17 protein-coding genes, 2 tRNA genes and 3 pseudogenes are annotated in these 17,897 nt (G+C 41.8%); 8 read left to right on the top strand and 14 right to left on the bottom strand.

Translation table 11 applies throughout. The features are described from left to right. Positions 1-22 precede the first annotated feature (22 nt). Genes I6L24_RS03255 through I6L24_RS03245 form a run of 3 tightly spaced genes read left to right on the top strand, consistent with a single transcriptional unit; the run spans position 23 to position 4,799 of the window. Complete coding sequence (locus tag I6L24_RS03255; RefSeq protein ID WP_025469530.1) at positions 23-1,480, top strand: TolC family protein; 1,458 nt, start codon at positions 23-25, stop codon at positions 1,478-1,480. Continuing rightward, complete coding sequence (locus I6L24_RS03250; protein WP_000106054.1) at positions 1,477-3,609, top strand: type I secretion system permease/ATPase; 2,133 nt, start codon at positions 1,477-1,479, stop codon at positions 3,607-3,609. The genes I6L24_RS03255 and I6L24_RS03250 overlap by 4 nt, the downstream gene beginning before the upstream one ends. Next, on the top strand, positions 3,609-4,799 hold the full coding sequence (locus tag I6L24_RS03245; protein WP_044112084.1) for an HlyD family efflux transporter periplasmic adaptor subunit: 1,191 nt from the start codon (positions 3,609-3,611) through the stop codon (positions 4,797-4,799). The genes I6L24_RS03250 and I6L24_RS03245 overlap by 1 nt, the downstream gene beginning before the upstream one ends. A 195-nt stretch (positions 4,800-4,994) precedes the next feature. Here I6L24_RS03245 and I6L24_RS03240 read toward each other — a convergent pair. From I6L24_RS03240 to I6L24_RS03185, 12 genes and pseudogenes are all read right to left on the bottom strand, one after another. After that, positions 4,995-5,156 (bottom strand): annotated as a pseudogene (locus I6L24_RS03240) (transposase domain-containing protein); the annotation flags it as partial. A gap of 31 nt (positions 5,157-5,187) precedes the next feature. Then, a pseudogene (locus I6L24_RS03235) lies at positions 5,188-5,274 on the bottom strand (hypothetical protein); the annotation flags it as partial. A gap of 58 nt (positions 5,275-5,332) precedes the next feature. Next, positions 5,333-5,563: pseudogene (locus tag I6L24_RS03230) on the bottom strand (transposase domain-containing protein); the annotation flags it as partial. Between the two features lie 268 nt (positions 5,564-5,831). Then, the gene (locus I6L24_RS03225) at positions 5,832-6,986 is read right to left on the bottom strand and encodes a catalase family protein (RefSeq protein ID WP_216986411.1); all 1,155 of its coding nucleotides are present in this window, start codon (positions 6,984-6,986) and stop codon (positions 5,832-5,834) included. A gap of 80 nt (positions 6,987-7,066) precedes the next feature. After that, a complete protein-coding gene (locus tag I6L24_RS03220) occupies positions 7,067-8,656 on the bottom strand; it encodes a Dyp-type peroxidase (protein ID WP_044112365.1) in 1,590 nt (529 codons plus the stop codon). 214 nt (positions 8,657-8,870) lie between these two features. Continuing rightward, positions 8,871-9,440 carry a hypothetical protein gene (locus I6L24_RS03215; protein WP_004280952.1) on the bottom strand — a complete coding sequence of 190 codons (570 nt, stop codon included), beginning with the start codon at positions 9,438-9,440 and terminating at the stop codon, positions 8,871-8,873. 582 nt (positions 9,441-10,022) lie between these two features. Continuing rightward, positions 10,023-11,231, bottom strand: a complete 1,209-nt coding sequence (ssuD, locus tag I6L24_RS03210; RefSeq protein WP_004883940.1) for an FMNH2-dependent alkanesulfonate monooxygenase — start codon at positions 11,229-11,231, stop codon at positions 10,023-10,025. Positions 11,232-11,512: 281 nt separating this feature from the next. Further along, positions 11,513-12,259: an ATP-binding protein gene (locus I6L24_RS03205; RefSeq protein WP_002058176.1), complete on the bottom strand. Its 747-nt coding sequence runs from the start codon at positions 12,257-12,259 to the stop codon at positions 11,513-11,515. A gap of 10 nt (positions 12,260-12,269) precedes the next feature. Beyond that, entirely contained in the window at positions 12,270-12,812 is a 543-nt protein-coding gene (locus tag I6L24_RS03200; protein ID WP_004883937.1) for a DUF1376 domain-containing protein, read from the bottom strand. Between the two features lie 68 nt (positions 12,813-12,880). After that, the gene (locus tag I6L24_RS03195) at positions 12,881-13,129 is read right to left on the bottom strand and encodes a hypothetical protein (protein WP_001084944.1); all 249 of its coding nucleotides are present in this window, start codon (positions 13,127-13,129) and stop codon (positions 12,881-12,883) included. Further along, on the bottom strand, positions 13,119-14,303 hold the full coding sequence (locus I6L24_RS03190) for a site-specific integrase (protein ID WP_004883936.1): 1,185 nt from the start codon (positions 14,301-14,303) through the stop codon (positions 13,119-13,121). Before I6L24_RS03190 ends, I6L24_RS03195 begins: the two co-directional genes overlap by 11 nt. Before the next feature lie 13 nt (positions 14,304-14,316). Beyond that, on the bottom strand, positions 14,317-14,532 hold the full coding sequence (locus I6L24_RS03185; protein ID WP_001054887.1) for a hypothetical protein: 216 nt from the start codon (positions 14,530-14,532) through the stop codon (positions 14,317-14,319). A gap of 110 nt (positions 14,533-14,642) precedes the next feature. Here I6L24_RS03185 and I6L24_RS03180 point away from each other — a divergent pair, with 110 nt between their 5' ends. Then, positions 14,643-14,849: a helix-turn-helix domain-containing protein gene (locus I6L24_RS03180; RefSeq protein ID WP_004280956.1), complete on the top strand. Its 207-nt coding sequence runs from the start codon at positions 14,643-14,645 to the stop codon at positions 14,847-14,849. Positions 14,850-15,240: 391 nt separating this feature from the next. On the opposite strand, the gene I6L24_RS03175 is transcribed toward I6L24_RS03180, so the two are convergent. Both I6L24_RS03175 and I6L24_RS03170 read right to left on the bottom strand, forming a co-directional pair. Continuing rightward, positions 15,241-15,316, bottom strand: a tRNA-Gly gene (locus tag I6L24_RS03175). Positions 15,317-15,364: 48 nt separating this feature from the next. Next, positions 15,365-15,437: transfer RNA gene (locus I6L24_RS03170), tRNA-Gly, on the bottom strand. Positions 15,438-15,670: 233 nt separating this feature from the next. Between I6L24_RS03170 and I6L24_RS03165 the strand changes: the two genes are divergently transcribed. The 4 genes from I6L24_RS03165 to I6L24_RS03150 all read left to right on the top strand — a co-directional run bounded on the left by I6L24_RS03165 (position 15,671) and on the right by I6L24_RS03150 (position 17,719). Beyond that, a complete protein-coding gene (locus I6L24_RS03165; protein ID WP_004644834.1) occupies positions 15,671-15,979 on the top strand; it encodes a BolA family protein in 309 nt (102 codons plus the stop codon). A gap of 9 nt (positions 15,980-15,988) precedes the next feature. After that, complete coding sequence (locus I6L24_RS03160; RefSeq protein WP_004644835.1) at positions 15,989-16,381, top strand: SirB2 family protein; 393 nt, start codon at positions 15,989-15,991, stop codon at positions 16,379-16,381. 95 nt (positions 16,382-16,476) lie between these two features. After that, a complete protein-coding gene (locus I6L24_RS03155) occupies positions 16,477-17,313 on the top strand; it encodes a ParA family protein (RefSeq protein WP_004280959.1) in 837 nt (278 codons plus the stop codon). Between the two features lie 13 nt (positions 17,314-17,326). Next, positions 17,327-17,719: a hypothetical protein gene (locus tag I6L24_RS03150; RefSeq protein WP_005105109.1), complete on the top strand. Its 393-nt coding sequence runs from the start codon at positions 17,327-17,329 to the stop codon at positions 17,717-17,719. Positions 17,720-17,897: the final 178 nt, after the last annotated feature.

Genomic DNA, 17,897 nt, shown 5'->3' with positions numbered 1-17,897 from the left:
ATGTTCACTTCTTAGCCTTTATATGCCTTTACTTTATGCAGCGTCTGGTCAGGAAATTGCAACTTCGTTAAAAGATAATTTACAAGGTGTATTTACCCCAAAATCGGATGATCATTTTAATAAAGTAGATCTTAAACAGCTCTCAAATTTTGATGTCGATACCTCAAAGTTTGATGAACTTCCTGTTATCGGTTCAACACATTCCAATACGGTCAATACTGCGGGATTGAGCTTGGTAAGCCCCACTTCAAGAACGCTTGATATTTCTGAGGCAGTGAAAATTGCGGTTCAGCGACATCCTGAAATTAGTCAAAATATTGCGAGTCTTGCTTCTCAAAATGCCAATATTGATGTGGCTAAAGCTGCATATTATCCTCAATTATCGGGTGGTATTTCGACTGGAGATATGACTTCTGGCGAACGCGGTCGGCAGTTATTAAGTCTTAATGCGACACAGATGGTCTATGATTTTGGTAAGGTCAAATCCAGTGTGGATATTCAAAAAGCCAGATTAGCATTGCAGCAGGCGCAAGTGCTGGTCAAGATTGATGAGGTTGCACTTGAGGTTGCAAGTGCAATCGTGAATCTAAAACGCTATGAGGAAGTCTGTCGCATTGCACAGCAGCAAGTAGATGGGATTGCACGTATTGCTGAGATTGCCAATTTGCGTGCAAATGCTGGCATTAGCAGTCAGGCAGATCCCGTGCAGGCGAAGTCGTATCTTGAAGCTTCCCAATCAAATTTAATTGCTCAACAAACACAATTAAGACTGTATCAACAAAAATTACGGACTTTACTGGGCTTTGATATCAGTCGGATCAACTGGAAAATACCTGAAAATGTAGTCACTGAATCAAAGATTTTTGAAGCACCTAAAATCAATACGATTCCTACGATTATGTCTGCTCAAGCAGAAGTAAATGTCGCAAAAGCACAGAAAACTCAGACAGATCTCAGTCGTTACCCTACTTTAAATTTAGTTGGAACGCTAAGTCAGGCACTGAATGGTGTCAATCCAAACAATAACAAGGATGACGGATTTGATAGTTCAATTAAATTTGAAGCAAGCAGTAACTTCTTTCAGGGTGGATCAGTGGGGGCGCAAAGTCGCGCTGCAAGTTATGCAGAAGAAGCTGCCAAAGCCAAAGTACAAAATAGTTATATGGATATTCTGGAACAGATTCGCATGACTGAGGAACAAGTCACAAATAAACAACGGCAGATGCAGGTTTTGGTTGCCAGACAATCAACCACCACCAGAACAAAAGAATTATATCAGGAGCAATATAAGCTTGGTACGCGGACAGTAGTGGACTTACTTAATGCTGAACAAGCCATTCATAGTGCAAATATGGAAATTGAAAATAATCGTTATGATATTTATGCAAATCTAGTCCAACTTATCTCGACTACAGGTCAATCACGAGATGTTTATCATCTTAATCGTCTATCCATTCAGGGGGTTGAGGTTCAGCCATGAGTACGATGAATTACCAGCCATATCTTCAGGCAATTTTATTGATTGCCAAACATTATCGTATCGAAACCTCTGAAGAACGTATCCGTTTGCAGATGGATTGGGCAGGGGCTAGTGCAGCAGATGAGGTCGTGAAAACGATTGCACGTCAGATTGGCTTAAGTGTACGTAAAAGTAAATTTTCAAAAGAGATGCTTAATCCATGGCGTTTACCAGTCATCGTGGTATTCAAGGATGGTCAAGTTGGTGTGGTTGATCAGGCAGATGTCGATCATAATGTCAGTATCCAGATGAGTGGTGATCAGGGGCTTGCGCAAAGTTTTGTTGCTTCTGACCTTCAACATGAAATTGAAAGTGTTTATATCCTGCGACCTGAAAAATCAGTTGCAGATGCGCGTATTGATGAATATATCAAACCTTATGAGAGTAGTTGGTTCTGGTCGATCGTGTTACGTGACTGGAAACGATATATCGATATTATGTTTGCATCATTAATTGCAAATATTCTGGCACTGGCAACCATTATATTTTCAATGCAAGTCTATGATCGAGTCGTGCCTTCTCAGTCAATTCCTACGTTATGGGTGTTGGCAGGTGGTGTATTGATTGCGGCAATTTTTGAATTTGTTTTACGTGTAGCGCGTATCTATTTATCAGATATTATTGGTAAACGAGCAGACTTGCGTATTTCAGATCGGGTTTTTGGTCATACGCTCAGAATTAAAAATAGTGAGCGTTCCAAATCAACAGGTACTTTTATTTCCCAAATTCGGGAGTTGGAAGGGGTGCGGGAGCTAGTCACCTCAACGACGATTAGCGCCATTGCCGACTTGCCATTTTTCTTTTTATTTTTGGTTATATTCTGGATCATTGGCGGCAATCTTTTCTGGGTCATGGTACTTGTTGTACCGCTTATGATTATTCCAGCCATATTGGCACAAAGACCACTGGCTAAACTTGCCAGAGAGGGAATGCGTGAGTCTTCGATTCGTAATGCAATATTGGTGGAATCAGTGCAAGGCATAGAGGACATTAAGCTGTTACGCGCTGAATCCAGATTCCAGAATCAATGGAATCATATGAATGAAATGTCTGCCGATATTAGTATGAAGCAGCGTAAAATAGTGGGCGTGATGACTGCATGGACGCAAAAAGTCCAAGGTCTGACTTATGCTCTTGTGGTACTTGTTGGCTGTTTTGCCGTGATTAGTGGAGAAATGACCACAGGTGCATTGGTTGCATGCTCAATTTTATCTTCACGAATGTTGGCACCAATTGCACAAATTACGGGTGTTTTGGGACGATTACAGCAAGCCAAAGTCGCAAAAAGTAGTCTTGATGAGTTAATGAAAAAGCCAGTTGACCAACCTGATCGGGCGCATTTGATCCATCGCTCAGTATTGTTGGGTGATTATCAATTGAATGGCACTTTATTTAAATATAATCAAGATGATGCAAAACCCAATCTAGCGATTGCTCAACTAGCAATTCGGGCGGGAGAGAAAATTGCAATTTTAGGCCGAAATGGCGCGGGGAAATCCACATTATTGCAATTATTATCAGGCATGCAAATGCCGCAGCAAGGTAATATTTATCTTGATGGTCTTGATTTATCACTGATTGATCCTGCTGATATTCGTCGTGATACAGGGTTACTTAATCAGAGTGCGCATTTGTTTTATGGCACAATCAGGGAAAACCTAACTTTAGGCGCACCTTTAGCCTCAGATGATGACTTGATTCAGGCGCTCAAAATGACAGGAGCTTGGTCATTTGTACAAGATAAAAAAGAAGGTCTTGATCATCTTGTACTTGAGGGTGGCTTAGGTTTCTCTGGTGGACAACGGCAGGCTTTGTTGCTGTCACGCTTGCTTATTCGCCAACCTAATATTGTATTGTTAGATGAGCCAACAGCGTCGATTGATGATGTAGCAGAAAAACAATTTATTGATCATCTAATGAATTGGATGGGGCATCGGACTTTAATTGTTGCAACTCATCGGCGAGCTGTTTTGGCATTAGTTGATCGAATTATTGTCATGAATGAGGGGAAAATTGTGATGGATGGTCCACGCGATCAGATTTTGAGTCAATCAAATAATCAAACTCATCCATCCAGTGGGGCACAATAATGAATGAACAACCACAACAAACAAAACGTCCTGCTAAAGCTTCATTTCATGAACCACCTTTACCTAAATCGAGTATGGTCATCTGGATTATTGGCTTAGGACTTTTGGTGTTCTTTATATGGGCTGCTTTATTTAAATTGGAAGAAGTTTCTACAGGTACGGGTAAAGTTATTCCATCTTCTAAAGAGCAAATTATTCAGTCATTAGAGGGTGGTATTTTGACCAAACTCGATGTTAAAGAAGGTGATATTGTAGAAAAAGGCACCATATTGGCACAACTTGATCCGACTCGCTTTGCATCTAATGTAGGTGAATCGCAGTCTTTGCTCGTTTCTTCATTGGCCACTTCGGCACGTTTACGGGCAGAAGTAAATGGAACTGCATTACAATTTCCCGAGATAGTTCAAAAAGATTCGCAATTGGTTCGTGAAGAAACACAGTTGTATAATACACGACGGAAAAATTTAGAAGAGTCAATATCAGATCTAACGACTTCTTTAACATTGGTACAGCAAGAGCTAAGAATGACTGAGCCGTTAGTTGCTAAAGGAGCTGCAAGTGAGGTAGAGGTTTTAAGGTTAAAACGTCAAGCTTCTGATTTACAAAAGCAAATTAATGATACACGTAGTCAGTATTATGTAAAAGCAAGGGAAGAATTATCCAAAGCCAATACCGACGTAGAAACACAACGGCAGATTGTGAAAGGAAAATCAGATACATTAAATCGTACAGTCTTTAGAGCGCCTGTTCGCGGTGTGGTAAAAGAAATCGATGTAATGACTTTAGGTGGCGTAATTCCTCCTAATGGCAAGATTATGACGATTGTGCCGTTAGATGAACAGCTTCTGATCGAAGCTAGAATTTCGCCAAGAGATATTGCCTTTATTCGTCCAAACCAACAAGCTTTAGTCAAAATTACAGCGTACGATTATGCGATATATGGCGGATTACATGGCAAAGTGACCGTGATATCTCCTGATACGATTCGAGATGAAGTTAAACAGGATCAATTTTACTATCGGGTTTATATTCGCACTGATTCAGATAAGCTGCGAAATAAACAGGGTAAGACTTTTGCGATTACGCCTGGAATGGTGGCGACAGTTGATATTCGCACTGGACAGAAAACAGTGCTGGACTATTTGATTAAGCCATTCAATAAAGCCAGAGAAGCGTTAAGAGAAAGATAAAGTCTTAAATTTTATGGATTTTGTAGTGATACAAAATCCTTTTTTTAATTTTAGATATCTCATTACCGCGCACGAACCACAAGCCGATAATACCCAATCAATAAAAAAATACCTGTCGCACAGCTCAAAAATATGAGTTTAGTTAAAACCAGATAAGTTTGAGTGTAAGCGTCCGCTGAACCCCATGCCCATTTTTTAATTTGAGTTGGATTTCCAGCGATGTGGCAGTAATTCTTCTATTTGGGTCGCTTTATGCGTCGGTAGCCTTTTCAGCACATCACTTAAATAGGCATACGGATCCAAGCCATTCAGCTTTGCTGACTGGATTAATGTCATGATATTGGCTGCTCGCTGACCGTAAGCGTCCGCTGAACCCCATGCCTATTTTTTAATTCGATTTAGGTTTCCAGCGGTGTGGCAGTAACTCTTCAATTTGGGTCGCTTTATGCGTCGGCAGCCTTTTCAGCACATCACTTAAATAGGCAGTAAGCGTCCGCTGAACGTAAGCGTCCGCTGAACCCCATGCCTATTTTTTAATTCGATTTAGGTTTCCAGCGGTGTGGCAGTAACTCTTCAATTTGGGTCACTTTGTGTGTCGGCAGCCTTTTCAGCACATCACTTAAATAGGCATACGGATCCAAGCCATTCAGCTTTGCTGACTGGATTAACGTCATGATGTTTGCCGCTCGCTGACCACTGCGCAGCGAACCTGCAAACAGCCAGTTCTTGCGCCCCAACGCCCAGGGACGCATCTGATTTTCAATCGGCTTTGTTGCACAAAGATTTCATAACTATTTGATTTTAAAAGTTTTGATTATTTTTTGATCCAAAATTAAATTTATTTAAATCAGATGCTTACATATTTGTGCAACAAAGCCAGTTTAATGGCGTAAAAAGGTAAAAAACCGTTAGCCCAGTCACAGGCTAACGGTTTTTGAATGATTAAAGGCGATGTAGTTTTTTACCCAATGGGTGAAATTTTACCCCAAACAATGCCCCCATAACCGCCCCGCTACTGGTTTTTTGCCAAATTTAAAGGTTATAAAAATCTTTATCAAATGCCTGTTTTAGATTGATTGGCTCGGCACGTTTTTTATGATTTAAACGATGGCGAGTGGTCGAGGCGGTCTGATAGGCACGCAGTCGCGCATGTTGCAAATTACCAATCGGACGGTTGGCTTCAATACAGCGAAACGGGGTAAATGACAAGTGTTCCATAATGTCAAAATTACCGTCATCCGGCACATCTTGGCAAGGGATGGTGAGTTTTGCCACTGTCACAAACGGGGCGTCTTTTTCATCCCATTCTTTGGTCAAGTCATTAATGGGTTGGTCTTTTAAGTTACGGCACAGCTGGATTTGCACATCAAACTCATAATCGTGCTGACGGATTTCTTGTAAAATCAGAGGACGAATCGCCTCGCTGGTGGCATTGACATCGAGATCTCGGCGTTTGATTTTGGCTTGTGACGCTTTGGTCGGGGCGACACGGATTTTCGCCATATAGTCGCCATGACGCACCGCCCCTTGTGAGTAAAAACTGTATAACAAGGTATTTTGCGGTTTGATGGTTTTAAACTTACTAAAAGCCCTAAAAGTCTTGAGGGATTCTTTGGATGGCAGTTTTTTGCCATATTGGGTAATCCAGTCAAAGGCAAATTTGGCTTGCCCTTTCGCGCCTTTGGCAAAATAATCATTTAATTGTAAAAATAGCCGTGAAATATAACTATAGTCTTGGATAGTATTACAAAAGAAAATAGGAAAATTAATCAGATTGTAGTCAAAGTTTGGGCTATCTGGCTCATCTGGCAGTAATTTGTCGCCTTTGACACCAAAGACTTTAATCGCCAACCCTTGAGAAAGTCCCAACTTGTTGTCGGCAGCCACACGAGATGAACCGTTAGAAAAACGAATCACCGCTTCATGGCGAGCGGGTTTGGCATAGATACCTTGGGCATATTCTTTGGGCAGTTTTGGTAAAATCTCAAAGTTGGCTTTTAACGCACAGTAGCCTTTGGCATGGGCATCTCGGGTGTGATAATTGATTTTGTTAACCGTGTCTGATTTGCCGATATAGTCACGAATATCTGCGGTGATTTGGTCGATGGCTTTTTCATCGTCGCTCGTAAGCTGGTCGATGGCTGGGTCAAACTTGGCATAACGACCACCGAATAATTTATTTAGCATGATGATTGTCCTCTGTTATTTTCATTATTTTATAAGGTTAAGTGTACTAAAACGCCTAACCTTTTTTATTTAGTTTTACACTAATATGAATTTTCGTTAAGCTCACTAATCCATTTAAGTGCCGACAAGCTCGGTACAAAAAGATATTCACCGCCTTGTAGGGTATTAAATTGCAAAATATTGGTATGACGCTTACGAATTGGCTCATCGGGTACGGTGAACACATCGCTATCAGCGTCACTACCTGCGTGTACGCCTAGCATTGGGTCACGCTCTTCCCCAAGGTTCATAAAGTTACCGTCATTAATCCATTGACTTTGCAAAAACTCAAGCGTGTCCATGGCATGCGCGTTGATACCGATAAAAAATAGACCCCGCTCTTGACCATCGTCTTGGGTCACGTTGGGCGGCACGATATCGCCATACGAAACGCTACGGCGGATGATACGGTGAAGACGCACATCGCTTAGAATAAAATCTTTGGTATTACGGGGGTTCATACGGCGAGCATGGGCACCAAATGGGCAGCCTTTGCCATAGGGATCGTCCGTGTAGTCAAATTTATTGTTTGCTACATTGTCTTTACCGAGGGCTTCATCATCATGGTCTGGGCTTAGGGTGATGGGGGCACCCGAACGCCAGCGGCCAAACATTTTTGCCCCCAATTTATCGGCTTTAGCTGGGTCATTGTCGCTTTGTTCAAGGCAATAGCGGTGAAAGTCAGCCACATTACTGCGGTATTTTCGCAGTACCATAAATGAGCCGTTTTTTCCCAATACTTCAGGCTGTGGCATGGGGGGTACCACGCCCGCCTCACCTTTATAACCTAACACAAATTCACCTGCCGCAATCGGGCGTTCGGTGTTATTTTCAAGGGTGATACCACTGCCATCCACTTCTGGGTTACTGATGCCATCGCGATAACCAAACACGTTTTTGACGTCACCATCTACGCCAAAATCATGTTCCACCAAGATTTCGATCGCGTTACGGCTGGTATCTAGATAAGGGGCAAACGCCTGTTTAAGTTCGGCAAGTTTGGCTTGCCATTTTTCTTGGCTATTGGCAATCACCGCGCCGCAAATATGAATATCGCCTTTATCACCAAATGGCGCAAGCCAGTTACTCGGGTCATTGTCACCTTTGTCACCCAAGATATCGGAGCGGCCTGCCATCCCTGTTTTGAAATTTTCTGGGAAAGAATCAAGCGAGCTTTGCGGTAAGCCTAAAGCTTTTAGCCCCTCATACGTCATCACAATGGTCAAATTGGCATCCATGTCTTTTCGGAAATTTTTTGAGCCTTTGACGTTTGGTAATACCGCTTTTAATAATTCACGACCTGCGTTGCTGTCATTGACTTTTAGCGCGACAAGCGTGCCGTAGTAAGGCGCAGGGCGGTCATGCAAAATAATAGCTTGAATATCCTCAAGCTCCATCGTGGCGATATTGGGATAGATAGCGTTCGTTGCCCGTGTCATGACGCTGTGCAGCTGCGTGCCGATTTTTTGTTTCGCTTCGTGTACCCGTTCTTTGACACTGACTTTTTCAGCGGGTATATCGCTGTGTTCAAATTTGTCTTTAATGGCATCTATGCCATGCTCGATACCATCTTGTAGATGGGTTTTTAATTTGCCAAGTAGGCTTTCATTCGCTGGGTTGTCGTTATTCATGGTCGTTCCTAGCAGGGAATTTTAAAAATTTGATGCTAAGAACCTGTTCACAATGCAACACGCTAAAAAATACCGCTTATGGTAAAAATCACGCAACAAATGGCTTTTGTACCGAAATTTTAACCTAAAGCTTGCCCATTCAGAGTACGCTTGGAATAGTACCCTTATAATAGTACGATAAACGTGATAGGGTGAATACAGGTTCTAAGCAGGCTTATTGGGCTTGTTCAATGGCTTTATTAATGCCACGCACGATTTTGTCATTACGCGCAATATCACGAACCGTCAGATGCGGTACACCCACATACCAACCGGTAGCGGTAATCTGATGGTCAAGGATAAATTGCTTGACAGTCGGGCTTTTAATCCCAGGCCAACCCTCTACATTGCCAAAAATCAAGTCCATGAGTTCTGGAATTTTGGTAGCAAAGTCATTGATGTAGGCGTCCCAATCGCCATCATAGGCGGTACAAAACAGTAGCTTGGTGTCATTGTCTAAAAACACCAACCGCAAATCATGCAAGGTGCCTACATTGGTCGCCCCTGCAAGATTGCCTTTGGTGATTTCTAAAATTCGTTTGATACGAGCTGCCCCATCTTTGGTTAAGGGGGCGATGGCGGTGAGTTCAGACACTTTGCCTGATTTTAAGCCCTTTTCACCGGCACTGGTGACAGAATGGTCATAGCCATCATTAGCGCCCTCTTTTAGATTTGCCATGAGCATTTGGGCTTTTAATGCCACATCGTCTAATAAAGAAAGTTTTTCATTGTTTTCAGTTGTCATATTTATTGCCCTTATAGTTAGTTGATCATTAATTGAAGTGCATGATTTAAATTTATTTATCCCATTGTTTTATGATTTAAAATTTAAATCTTTTTTATTATATAAGCCGCAAAAAGCAAAAGCGTTAAAATAACTTTTATCACCCATAAAATTACACAACTAAGCTATTGATTAAAAAATGACATACTAGAGACCGTAAAACTAACAGTGTTGGCTTAAAAAATATTCATTACTATCAATAGGTTATTCACATCCCGAATATAACCTAGCTATAGAGAAGTCATTTTTCCTGTGTTGCATTTGCTAAAAAAGTTGGGATATTGACACCTTGATGATTAACTTTAGCAAAGTAGCTTGCTGGTCTAATCTCACCGTATAACTGGCTACCACTTTTTAAAACAAAGTCTATCAGTTAAAAGGTTTATCAGTTAAAAGATGTTTATCATGGCTAGGGTGGATTCCACACACCCTGTCGGATGATAGGTGTCTAATGATAGGTATAGACGAAGCGAAAAACGTGCTTTAATTAGCACGTTTTATCACAAGCATTGAAGACGCCTTTAATATGTCTTTAAGATGAATTTAAGAGGCGATGGCGTGTTTAGGTGCAGCAGTGGTAGGTGTTTTTGGGGTTGCAGTGTCACGGGTTTGTTGCGGTGGTGCATAGTTATTAGCGACAATCTCACCAAACGGTCCTGTCAAATTTGGCTTGACCAAGGTGTTTTGGGTGTCTTTCGGTAATAATGGGAAAACCAATTCAGCAAACCGATACGCCTCTTCTAAGTGTGGATAGCCTGAAAAAATAAAGTTATCAATGCCCAAATCGGCATACTCTTGAATACGCGCGGCAACAGTTTGTGGGTCGCCCACCAGTGCGGTGCCTGCGCCACCACGTACCAGTCCAATCCCTGCCCATAAGTTGGGCGAAATTTCTAAGTTATCACGGCGACCGCCATGCAAGGCTGCCATACGTTGTTGTCCCACCGAGTCCATTTGGGCAAATTTGGCTTGGGCAGCGGCAATGGTGTCGTCATTCACATGACTCAATAATTCATCAGCGGCTTGCCAAGCGGCTTCATTGGTTTCACGCACAATCACGTGCAGACGAATACCATAGCTTAATGTACGACCTTTGGCAGCGGCTTTGGTTTTAAGCTGCTCAATCTTCTCTTTGACGGCGGCAGGCGGCTCACCCCACGTCAAATAACTGTCAACTTGTTCGGCAGCCAGTGTTTGCGCCGCCTCAGATGAACCGCCAAACCACAAGGGCGGATATGGCTGTTGTAGAGGGGGGTACAGCAATTTAGCATCTTCTACTTGCAAGCGTTCACCGTTAAAAGTAAAGGATTCGCCTGTGTGCGAGCGAGTCAAAATCTCTCGCCAAATCGTGGTGTATTCACTGGCTGTCTGATAACGCGTCGCGTGGTCTTCAAAGATGCCATCGCCTTTAAGCTCTTGTTCATCGCCGCCTGTGACCAGATTAAGCAGCAATCGACCATTTGATAATCGATCAAAGGTGCCTGTCATGCGAGCAGCAAGCGCGGGTGTCGTCACCCCAGGGCGTAATGCCACCAAAAACTTTAAGCGAGTGGTCGCATCAATGAGACTAGCGGCGACCAACCAAGGGTCTTCACATGAGCGACCTGTCGGAATCAACACGCCCTCATAGCCAAGGTTATCGGCTGCCACTGCAATTTGCTTCATATAGGTATGGTCAACGGTTCTTGCCCCTTTACTCGTGCCTAAATAACGACTGTCGCCATGTGTCGGTATAAACCAAAAAATTTTCATCGTAACCCCTGCTTGTAAGCTCAAAAATTGATTAAGATAACTCGCCTTCGGTCGTCTTTGCGTAAGTCCTATTAATAAGTACGCTATTCGGTAGTAATTATTTTGATACCGGTAATTCATTAATGAACTTTATGATTTTCAACATAAAATGATAGGATTTCCTCTCTTTTTCTAGAATTTTTCTGTCTATATTTTAGAGAATAAAGTTGAGATTTTTAGAAATTAATTATAAAAAATGCCAATTATATCAATAAGATAATTGGCGGTAGTAAAGACTTCTTTTATCCGGTGATGCGTCTATCATCCCAATAACACGGTACTACAATCAAATTGTTTTCATGTAATCGTGACCATAATCGGACACCTAAATCTCGCTGCATATTTTGGACTGTGAAGTTGGAAATCAGCAGAGTAGATTTCATGTTGTCATAACGGCTATATAAGACCTTATGCACCATCTCCAGGCGTTTTTCATGCCGGTCATGCAGGCCATATTCATCAATCACCAATAAATCAAAACTGGAGAAATGGTCGATGACTTCTTTCTCAGAGCGTGAAGCATCTGACCAGGTATCCATCATTTTTTGAGCAATTTCTGCGCTGGTATAGTAGCGTGCAGATTTTGTACTGTTATGCAGAATGTTGCGAATGATTGACGCACTCAGATGAGTCTTTCCTGTACCCGGTGTACCAATGAGCAGTAGGTTTGGATAATGGTCAGAAATAATCTGCTGTGCAAAAGCCTGACATAGTTTGATGGCATTGTCTTGTGCAGGACATGCAACTACATAATTCTTGAAGCCACGATCCAGGTAGCGTTTATTGAGCCCTGAGTTTTTGATTTTCTGTTGTAGCAATCGCTGTTGCAACTCATCTGCATAGGCTGCATGTGAGTGATGGACGGTTTCTTTGGCACACAATTTACATAGCTTGTGACCAGCGATTTCCATCAGGGGTATATGATGGGTAGGGCAAAGTGTTTCCGTTGTTTCTGTGCGAAACTGGAGCGTTTTAAGCATGGTATTCATGATCACTCTCCTAAATCCATTTGGAATTTTCTAAAAAATCCTCATTTTTTTCTTCAAAATTTGAAGATGAAGATGAAGATGAAGATGAAGATGAAGATGAAGGGCATGGTTCAAGCATGACTTGAGTAATACTCGGGTTCTTCTCAGGAGCTGCTTGAGCATTTACTTTTCGTTGCTTGGCTGATGCTTGAGCATTACTTGCGGATTTCCCCCAACGTACTTGAGCTGCATTTTTAGCTTTATCAGATTTCATTTGCTGATTTTGCAATGCTTGGCTTTTTAAACTGCTTAAGAAATTTGAATGAATCTGCTCAGACTCGACTTCAAACAATTCTAGGGCCATCAGCGTATTTAACAAAGTTTTAGCCTTGGTGTGCTGCGGTAATTTCGTGATGCTACAAACAGTCGCTAGGTCGTGAGGAATGGCACCATTTTTCCAGAAATCCATCATTAACAGCAGTGCCGCACCAATTTGTTCTGCCGTCATTCGTGCAAATTTTGCCTGTAGGTCGCCAATATAGAGTGGCATCCAAATTGAAATATCTTTATGCATGTGTTCACCTTTTTATAGGTATAGAGGGGCTAAGGTCATCGATTTGATGACCTTTTATGATTGTTTTATTAGTGAGCTAGGCTCATTAACCGGAAACGGGCCTGTTGAGCCAAGTCATCGTAATGAGCTTGCCCTTCATCCAGCATTCGCTGTAGCCAGAGTCTTAATGCTTGGTGATCATCGAAGCATTTATTGATTTCCAGCAAAAAGGCCAGATTGTGCAGTTTGGGAATGTGTAGCTCATGGATTAATTCACGAGCGACCATATCTGCTTCTGGGCTAACGACTACGCCGCCAAAAAAAGCTTTACTGTTCATGGACAAGCTTCTCTGTATTCAGTCTCTCCAGCATGGCTTCAAAAGCACTACCATCGCGGCGCGTAACATTAGGGATGTAACGGCTATAGACCCGGAATAGCATTTCAGTCGTTGAATGTCCCAGCTGGCGTGCAATCCATTCTGGGTTCTCGCCTGCCGACAGCCAGAGCGTAGCTGCAGTATGACGTGTTTGATAAGCACGACGAGGTTTTAGCCCTAAATAGCGTAGCAGGGGATGCCAGACACGCTTATTGACCAGGCGATAATCAAGCGGCCCACCATCGCGATTACAAAATACAAATTCTGATTTTCCAGAATTTAAGCTTTTTTGTTGCAGAAAGGCCTGATAAACCCGATCACTCATCTGGATCGTGCGGTCAGAACCATAAGTTTTGGTTCCACCAAGCTCCCCATTCACCAATGCTTCACGAATGTGGATTTCCCGACGTTGTAAGTCCACATTTTTCCATTGCAAGCCATCGATCTCACTGGTGCGCATACCTGTGAAAAATCGAACAGTATAATAAGGCTTAAAATCATCACGAACTGTGGCAAGGATTGCGTGTACTTCCTTTAATGAAAAAGGTGTTACTTCAATCTTTCCTTGCTTTAAGTTCTTGATATTTTTATAAGGGCTATCAAATTCATATCGTTCGGCAGCACTATCGAGTATCATACGAAGCACTATCATAATCTGGTTGATTCTTGATGGTGAAAGGCATTCTTGGTTTTTTCCGTGAGTCACTTTGGCGAGGGATGAACGGAATCCAAGAATGTCTGACTTTTTAATATTAATAACAGGAATTGCGCCAAAAAAAGGGATCAAGTACTTTTTGATTACAATTTGAATTTTCTCCTTATAACTTGTACGCCACTCTATTTCTTTATCAGTGAACCAGATTTCACAGAACTTTGAAAATAGAGGTGTTTTAGAGCTGATTTCATTTACTCTGTTTTCTGCATTTTTGATTTCTTTCAAACGAGAACTTTTTGGAAAGTACTTAGCATAGTCAAAAATACCCAATAAGATTTCCGCTTCCATTCGCTCAATCACTTTTTCAAGCTTTTTGCGATTCGGAGCATTGTCTTCAAGAGCTGTTGTTTCACGACAACGGATGTTTAAGTATCGAAAATCGACACATAACTTACCGTATCTAGTACGGATGGCAGCCATAATAATATCCTCCTTATTGAAGTTGTAGGCTGTGTAGCGAGCCTAAAGTGGTTTTAGTCATATCTTCTTCAATACGCTCCCATACATATAAAATTTTGCGTCCACCAAAAGGGCGGATGTAATGAATACCTTCGATTAGAACGCTATCCTTTAACTGATTACGAATGGTACGTTCGTTATAATGGATTCGTTCTGCCAATTCTTTTGTAGTAATATAAGTAAGATTCATGTTTGTATCCTTTTATAAAGTATCACAATGGTGTTATTTAAGATCATAATGCAATAATAAATGCGTTTAATACATCATGCAAGTACTTTATTACACAATGGTGGTAATTAATGATAGTTTGTAACTTGCCTGTTCTTTTGGCGGAACGAAGAATGAAAGTGGCAGATGTAGCTCGGGCAACCGGAATGAGTAAGACGACTTTACATAAGCTTTATAATGGTCAATCAACTCGTATTGATTTTGAAACATTAGAAAAATTGTGCGTATTGTTAAATGTAGACGTTGGTGATTTATTAAAGTTCAAGCCAGATGAATAATTATTGCTAATAAAAAGCGTCATATAATTTAATAATTTTCTAGTTAGTATATTGTTTTTATTAAGTATTTTTGGTGACCAAATTTGGTCACCATTTTTTATAAGAGATTAAAAAGCTTTAATGAAAGCCATAAGGGAGTGCTTCAGGTTTTTTTAAAAATTACTCAGTTCATATTGAGTAGAATTCATGCAAAAACTTAAACATGTTGATCTATAGTTGACATTGATAGGGCACGTTTTGGTCACTTTTGGTCACGTAAGCCCACTCTTAACTGATCTAACTTAACTTTTTACTCACTTTGAAGCTGATAGCTTTATAGACTGAAAGAAAAAATGTTATTTAAAATCAACAACGAAAAAGCCCCAATCTTTCGATCAGGGCTTTTTGAATTTGGAGCGGGAAACGAGACTCGAACTCGCGACCCCAACCTTGGCAAGGTTATGCTCTACCAACTGAGCTATTCCCGCGGAGTCTATAAAGTTTTTTAAATGAAAAAACTAAATGAAAAAATTTTGAGCGGGAAAGGAGACTCGAACTCCCGACCCCAACCTTGGCAAGGTTATGCTCTACCAACTGAGCTATTCCCGCATGCCGTGTATAATACAGCATGCAAAAATGTGGTCAACACCTTTGTTAAAAATCTTGCATCAATTGCATAAAATAAAAGCAAAATGCTGTAGACTAGCCAATAAATAACCAATATTCATATAAAAATCAATGAAACTTGGCCACAATCAACGGATTGCACCTGTACAGATTACCGAAATACTCGACAGAACAAGGTATACTGAGACTATATTTTTGCAGATCGGAGTCAGGCCATGAGCTTAGAACAACAACTGAAAGACCGTTTGGCGCAATTATCCCCAACCTATTTGGAAGTGGTGAATGAATCTTCGGGTCATGGCGGTTATTTCCCGGGAAAAGAATCGCATTTTAAAACCGTGATTGTGAGTCAGGCTTTTGCCGGTTTACGTCCAGTCCAGCGTCATCAGAAAGTTTATGCTGCTGCAGGTGATCTGCTTTCAAAAGACAAAATTCATGCGCTGGCCATTCATGCATTTTTGCCTGAAGAATGGGCTGGTCAGGACACCACCAGTCCGGCTTGTGCACATGCACCTAAAAACTAAGAGGACATGATGGAAACCCAACTTTTAGTCAAGATTATTCATATGTCGGCAGCAGGACTGGCCATTGTCGCCATTTTTGCCCGTGCCTTGACCTTGTTTGTCGGTACACAAGGGAATTTACCTAATCCGGTGGCACGTATAGCGCTAGTCGCTTTACAGCATTTAGCTATCACGGTGATTGCACTGACCGGCATTGTGTCGCTCGTCCTCAAAGACTTTGATGTACAGCCTTGGTTTTATGCCAAAGTCATTTTATTTTTGGTACTGGTGTCCTCGTTAGGCAAAGCCTATAAAAAAGATGATTCTATCTTGCTATCGCAGCGTCGGGCTGGCTTAGTTATTGCTGTAGTTTCGTTGGTGTCTATTCTGGCTTTGGTAATGATCAAGCCGAATTTTGGCTAAAAGCAAGCTGGCTGTGATGATCAGCACAGCCAGTCCATGCAAATAATTAAAAAATACAAATGTGGTAAAAGTAATTAAAAATGTGAGGAGGGGACATGCGTACACGTGTGGTATTTAATCAAAAGGGTGGGGTAGGCAAGTCGAGTATTACTGTCAATCTGGCAGCAATCAGTGCACATCAGGGCTTAAAAACCTTATTGATTGACTTGGATCCGCAGGCCAACTCTAGCCAGTATGTGCTGGGCGATGATGCGACGTATTCTAGTGACAAGCCGGCACTCGAACCAAATATAGAAAACTATTTTGAAGATGTACTCGGTAATCAGCAAAGCAAGGGCCTACTCGGCAATGCGATTGGCTCGATTTTAAAAAGTCGTAGCAAAGGCTTGGAAAGTTATGTGCATCAATCCTCTTTTAAACATCTGGATGTCATTCCGGCTAGTCCAACGCTGGGTGCATTGGCCCATGCACTGGAGTCCAAGCACAAGATCTACAAGTTAAGAGATGCCTTGCAACAGCTATCGGGACATTATGATCGGGTGTTTATTGATACACCACCTGCGTTTAATTTCTTTACCCTTTCTGCACTCATTGCGGCAAACCGCGTGCTGATTCCATTTGACTGTGATGTATTTTCTAAACGTGCCTTACAGACCCTGATTGAAAATGTCATTGAAACCCAGGATGACCATAATGAAGGTCTGGAAATTGAAGGGATTGTGGTGAACCAGTTTCAGGCACAGGCCAAATTGCCGCGTGAAGTGGTACAGCAGCTCAAAGATGAAGGCTTACCGGTGCTTGACAGTATGTTGCCGCCGTCGATCTTGATGAAAGAATCTCATCAGAAAAATCAGCCTTTGATTCATTTGGCTACTGATCATAAATTGACTCAGGCCTATCAATCGTTGTTCAATGAGATAGAGCAGAATTAAGATCGAGTTAGCTATGAAACTTGTGAAAATAAGCCTGAGTATTGCTGCACTTGCATTACTGAGTGCCTGTGCAACGCCGGTAAAACCGACTTATGTGTCGCCAACCCTGTATCAGACTTTGGGTTGTTCGCAACTACAGGGTGAATATAACCGTATTCAGCAGTATATCGACAATGGCGTTGAGCCACCGAAACGTACAGGCGTCGGTGTGGGCGTTGGTCTTGGCGGTGGCTGGGGCAGTCGCGGTGGCTGGGGTATTGGCCCGAGTGTTTCAGTCAATATGGGACAATCATCCGATACCAAAAGAACCGAACTGGCACGGCTTTTAGGCGAGCAGGAAGCGATTGTACAGGCCGCGCGTTATAAGAACTGTCCGATCATTGTTCGGCAGGCGACGCCTAAATAAATCATTCAACATTAAACGGATGAATGCTGACTTCGGGTCGGCATTTTTTTATTGCTTTCACCAAGAATAGGGCGGTTTACATTAAGATAAAACTCACGGGAAATTGACCAGACTGTATATAAATCTGAAATTTATAAGCTTGTTATCACACTCTCATATTGATTAAGCTACAACCTTG

It is taken from the genome of Acinetobacter lwoffii (assembly GCF_019048525.1).
GTDB lineage: Bacteria > Pseudomonadota > Gammaproteobacteria > Pseudomonadales > Moraxellaceae > Acinetobacter > Acinetobacter lwoffii_K.
The sequence above is the reverse complement of the archived record's forward strand: the minus strand, read 5'-3'. Positions and strand labels throughout refer to the sequence as shown.

Coding starts and splice junctions, on each gene's coding strand:
- I6L24_RS03255 (WP_025469530.1), top strand. CDS start 23: ATGCCTTTACTTTATGCAGCGTCTGGTCAGGAAATTGCAACTTCGTTA.
- I6L24_RS03250 (WP_000106054.1), top strand. CDS start 1,477: ATGAGTACGATGAATTACCAGCCATATCTTCAGGCAATTTTATTGATT.
- I6L24_RS03245 (WP_044112084.1), top strand. CDS start 3,609: ATGAATGAACAACCACAACAAACAAAACGTCCTGCTAAAGCTTCATTT.
- I6L24_RS03225 (WP_216986411.1), bottom strand. CDS start 6,986: ATGCTAAATAAATTATTCGGTGGTCGTTATGCCAAGTTTGACCCAGCC.
- I6L24_RS03220 (WP_044112365.1), bottom strand. CDS start 8,656: ATGAATAACGACAACCCAGCGAATGAAAGCCTACTTGGCAAATTAAAA.
- I6L24_RS03215 (WP_004280952.1), bottom strand. CDS start 9,440: ATGACAACTGAAAACAATGAAAAACTTTCTTTATTAGACGATGTGGCA.
- ssuD (WP_004883940.1), bottom strand. CDS start 11,231: ATGAAAATTTTTTGGTTTATACCGACACATGGCGACAGTCGTTATTTA.
- I6L24_RS03205 (WP_002058176.1), bottom strand. CDS start 12,259: ATGAATACCATGCTTAAAACGCTCCAGTTTCGCACAGAAACAACGGAA.
- I6L24_RS03200 (WP_004883937.1), bottom strand. CDS start 12,812: ATGCATAAAGATATTTCAATTTGGATGCCACTCTATATTGGCGACCTA.
- I6L24_RS03195 (WP_001084944.1), bottom strand. CDS start 13,129: ATGAACAGTAAAGCTTTTTTTGGCGGCGTAGTCGTTAGCCCAGAAGCA.
- I6L24_RS03190 (WP_004883936.1), bottom strand. CDS start 14,303: ATGGCTGCCATCCGTACTAGATACGGTAAGTTATGTGTCGATTTTCGA.
- I6L24_RS03185 (WP_001054887.1), bottom strand. CDS start 14,532: ATGAATCTTACTTATATTACTACAAAAGAATTGGCAGAACGAATCCAT.
- I6L24_RS03180 (WP_004280956.1), top strand. CDS start 14,643: ATGATAGTTTGTAACTTGCCTGTTCTTTTGGCGGAACGAAGAATGAAA.
- I6L24_RS03165 (WP_004644834.1), top strand. CDS start 15,671: ATGAGCTTAGAACAACAACTGAAAGACCGTTTGGCGCAATTATCCCCA.
- I6L24_RS03160 (WP_004644835.1), top strand. CDS start 15,989: ATGGAAACCCAACTTTTAGTCAAGATTATTCATATGTCGGCAGCAGGA.
- I6L24_RS03155 (WP_004280959.1), top strand. CDS start 16,477: ATGCGTACACGTGTGGTATTTAATCAAAAGGGTGGGGTAGGCAAGTCG.
- I6L24_RS03150 (WP_005105109.1), top strand. CDS start 17,327: ATGAAACTTGTGAAAATAAGCCTGAGTATTGCTGCACTTGCATTACTG.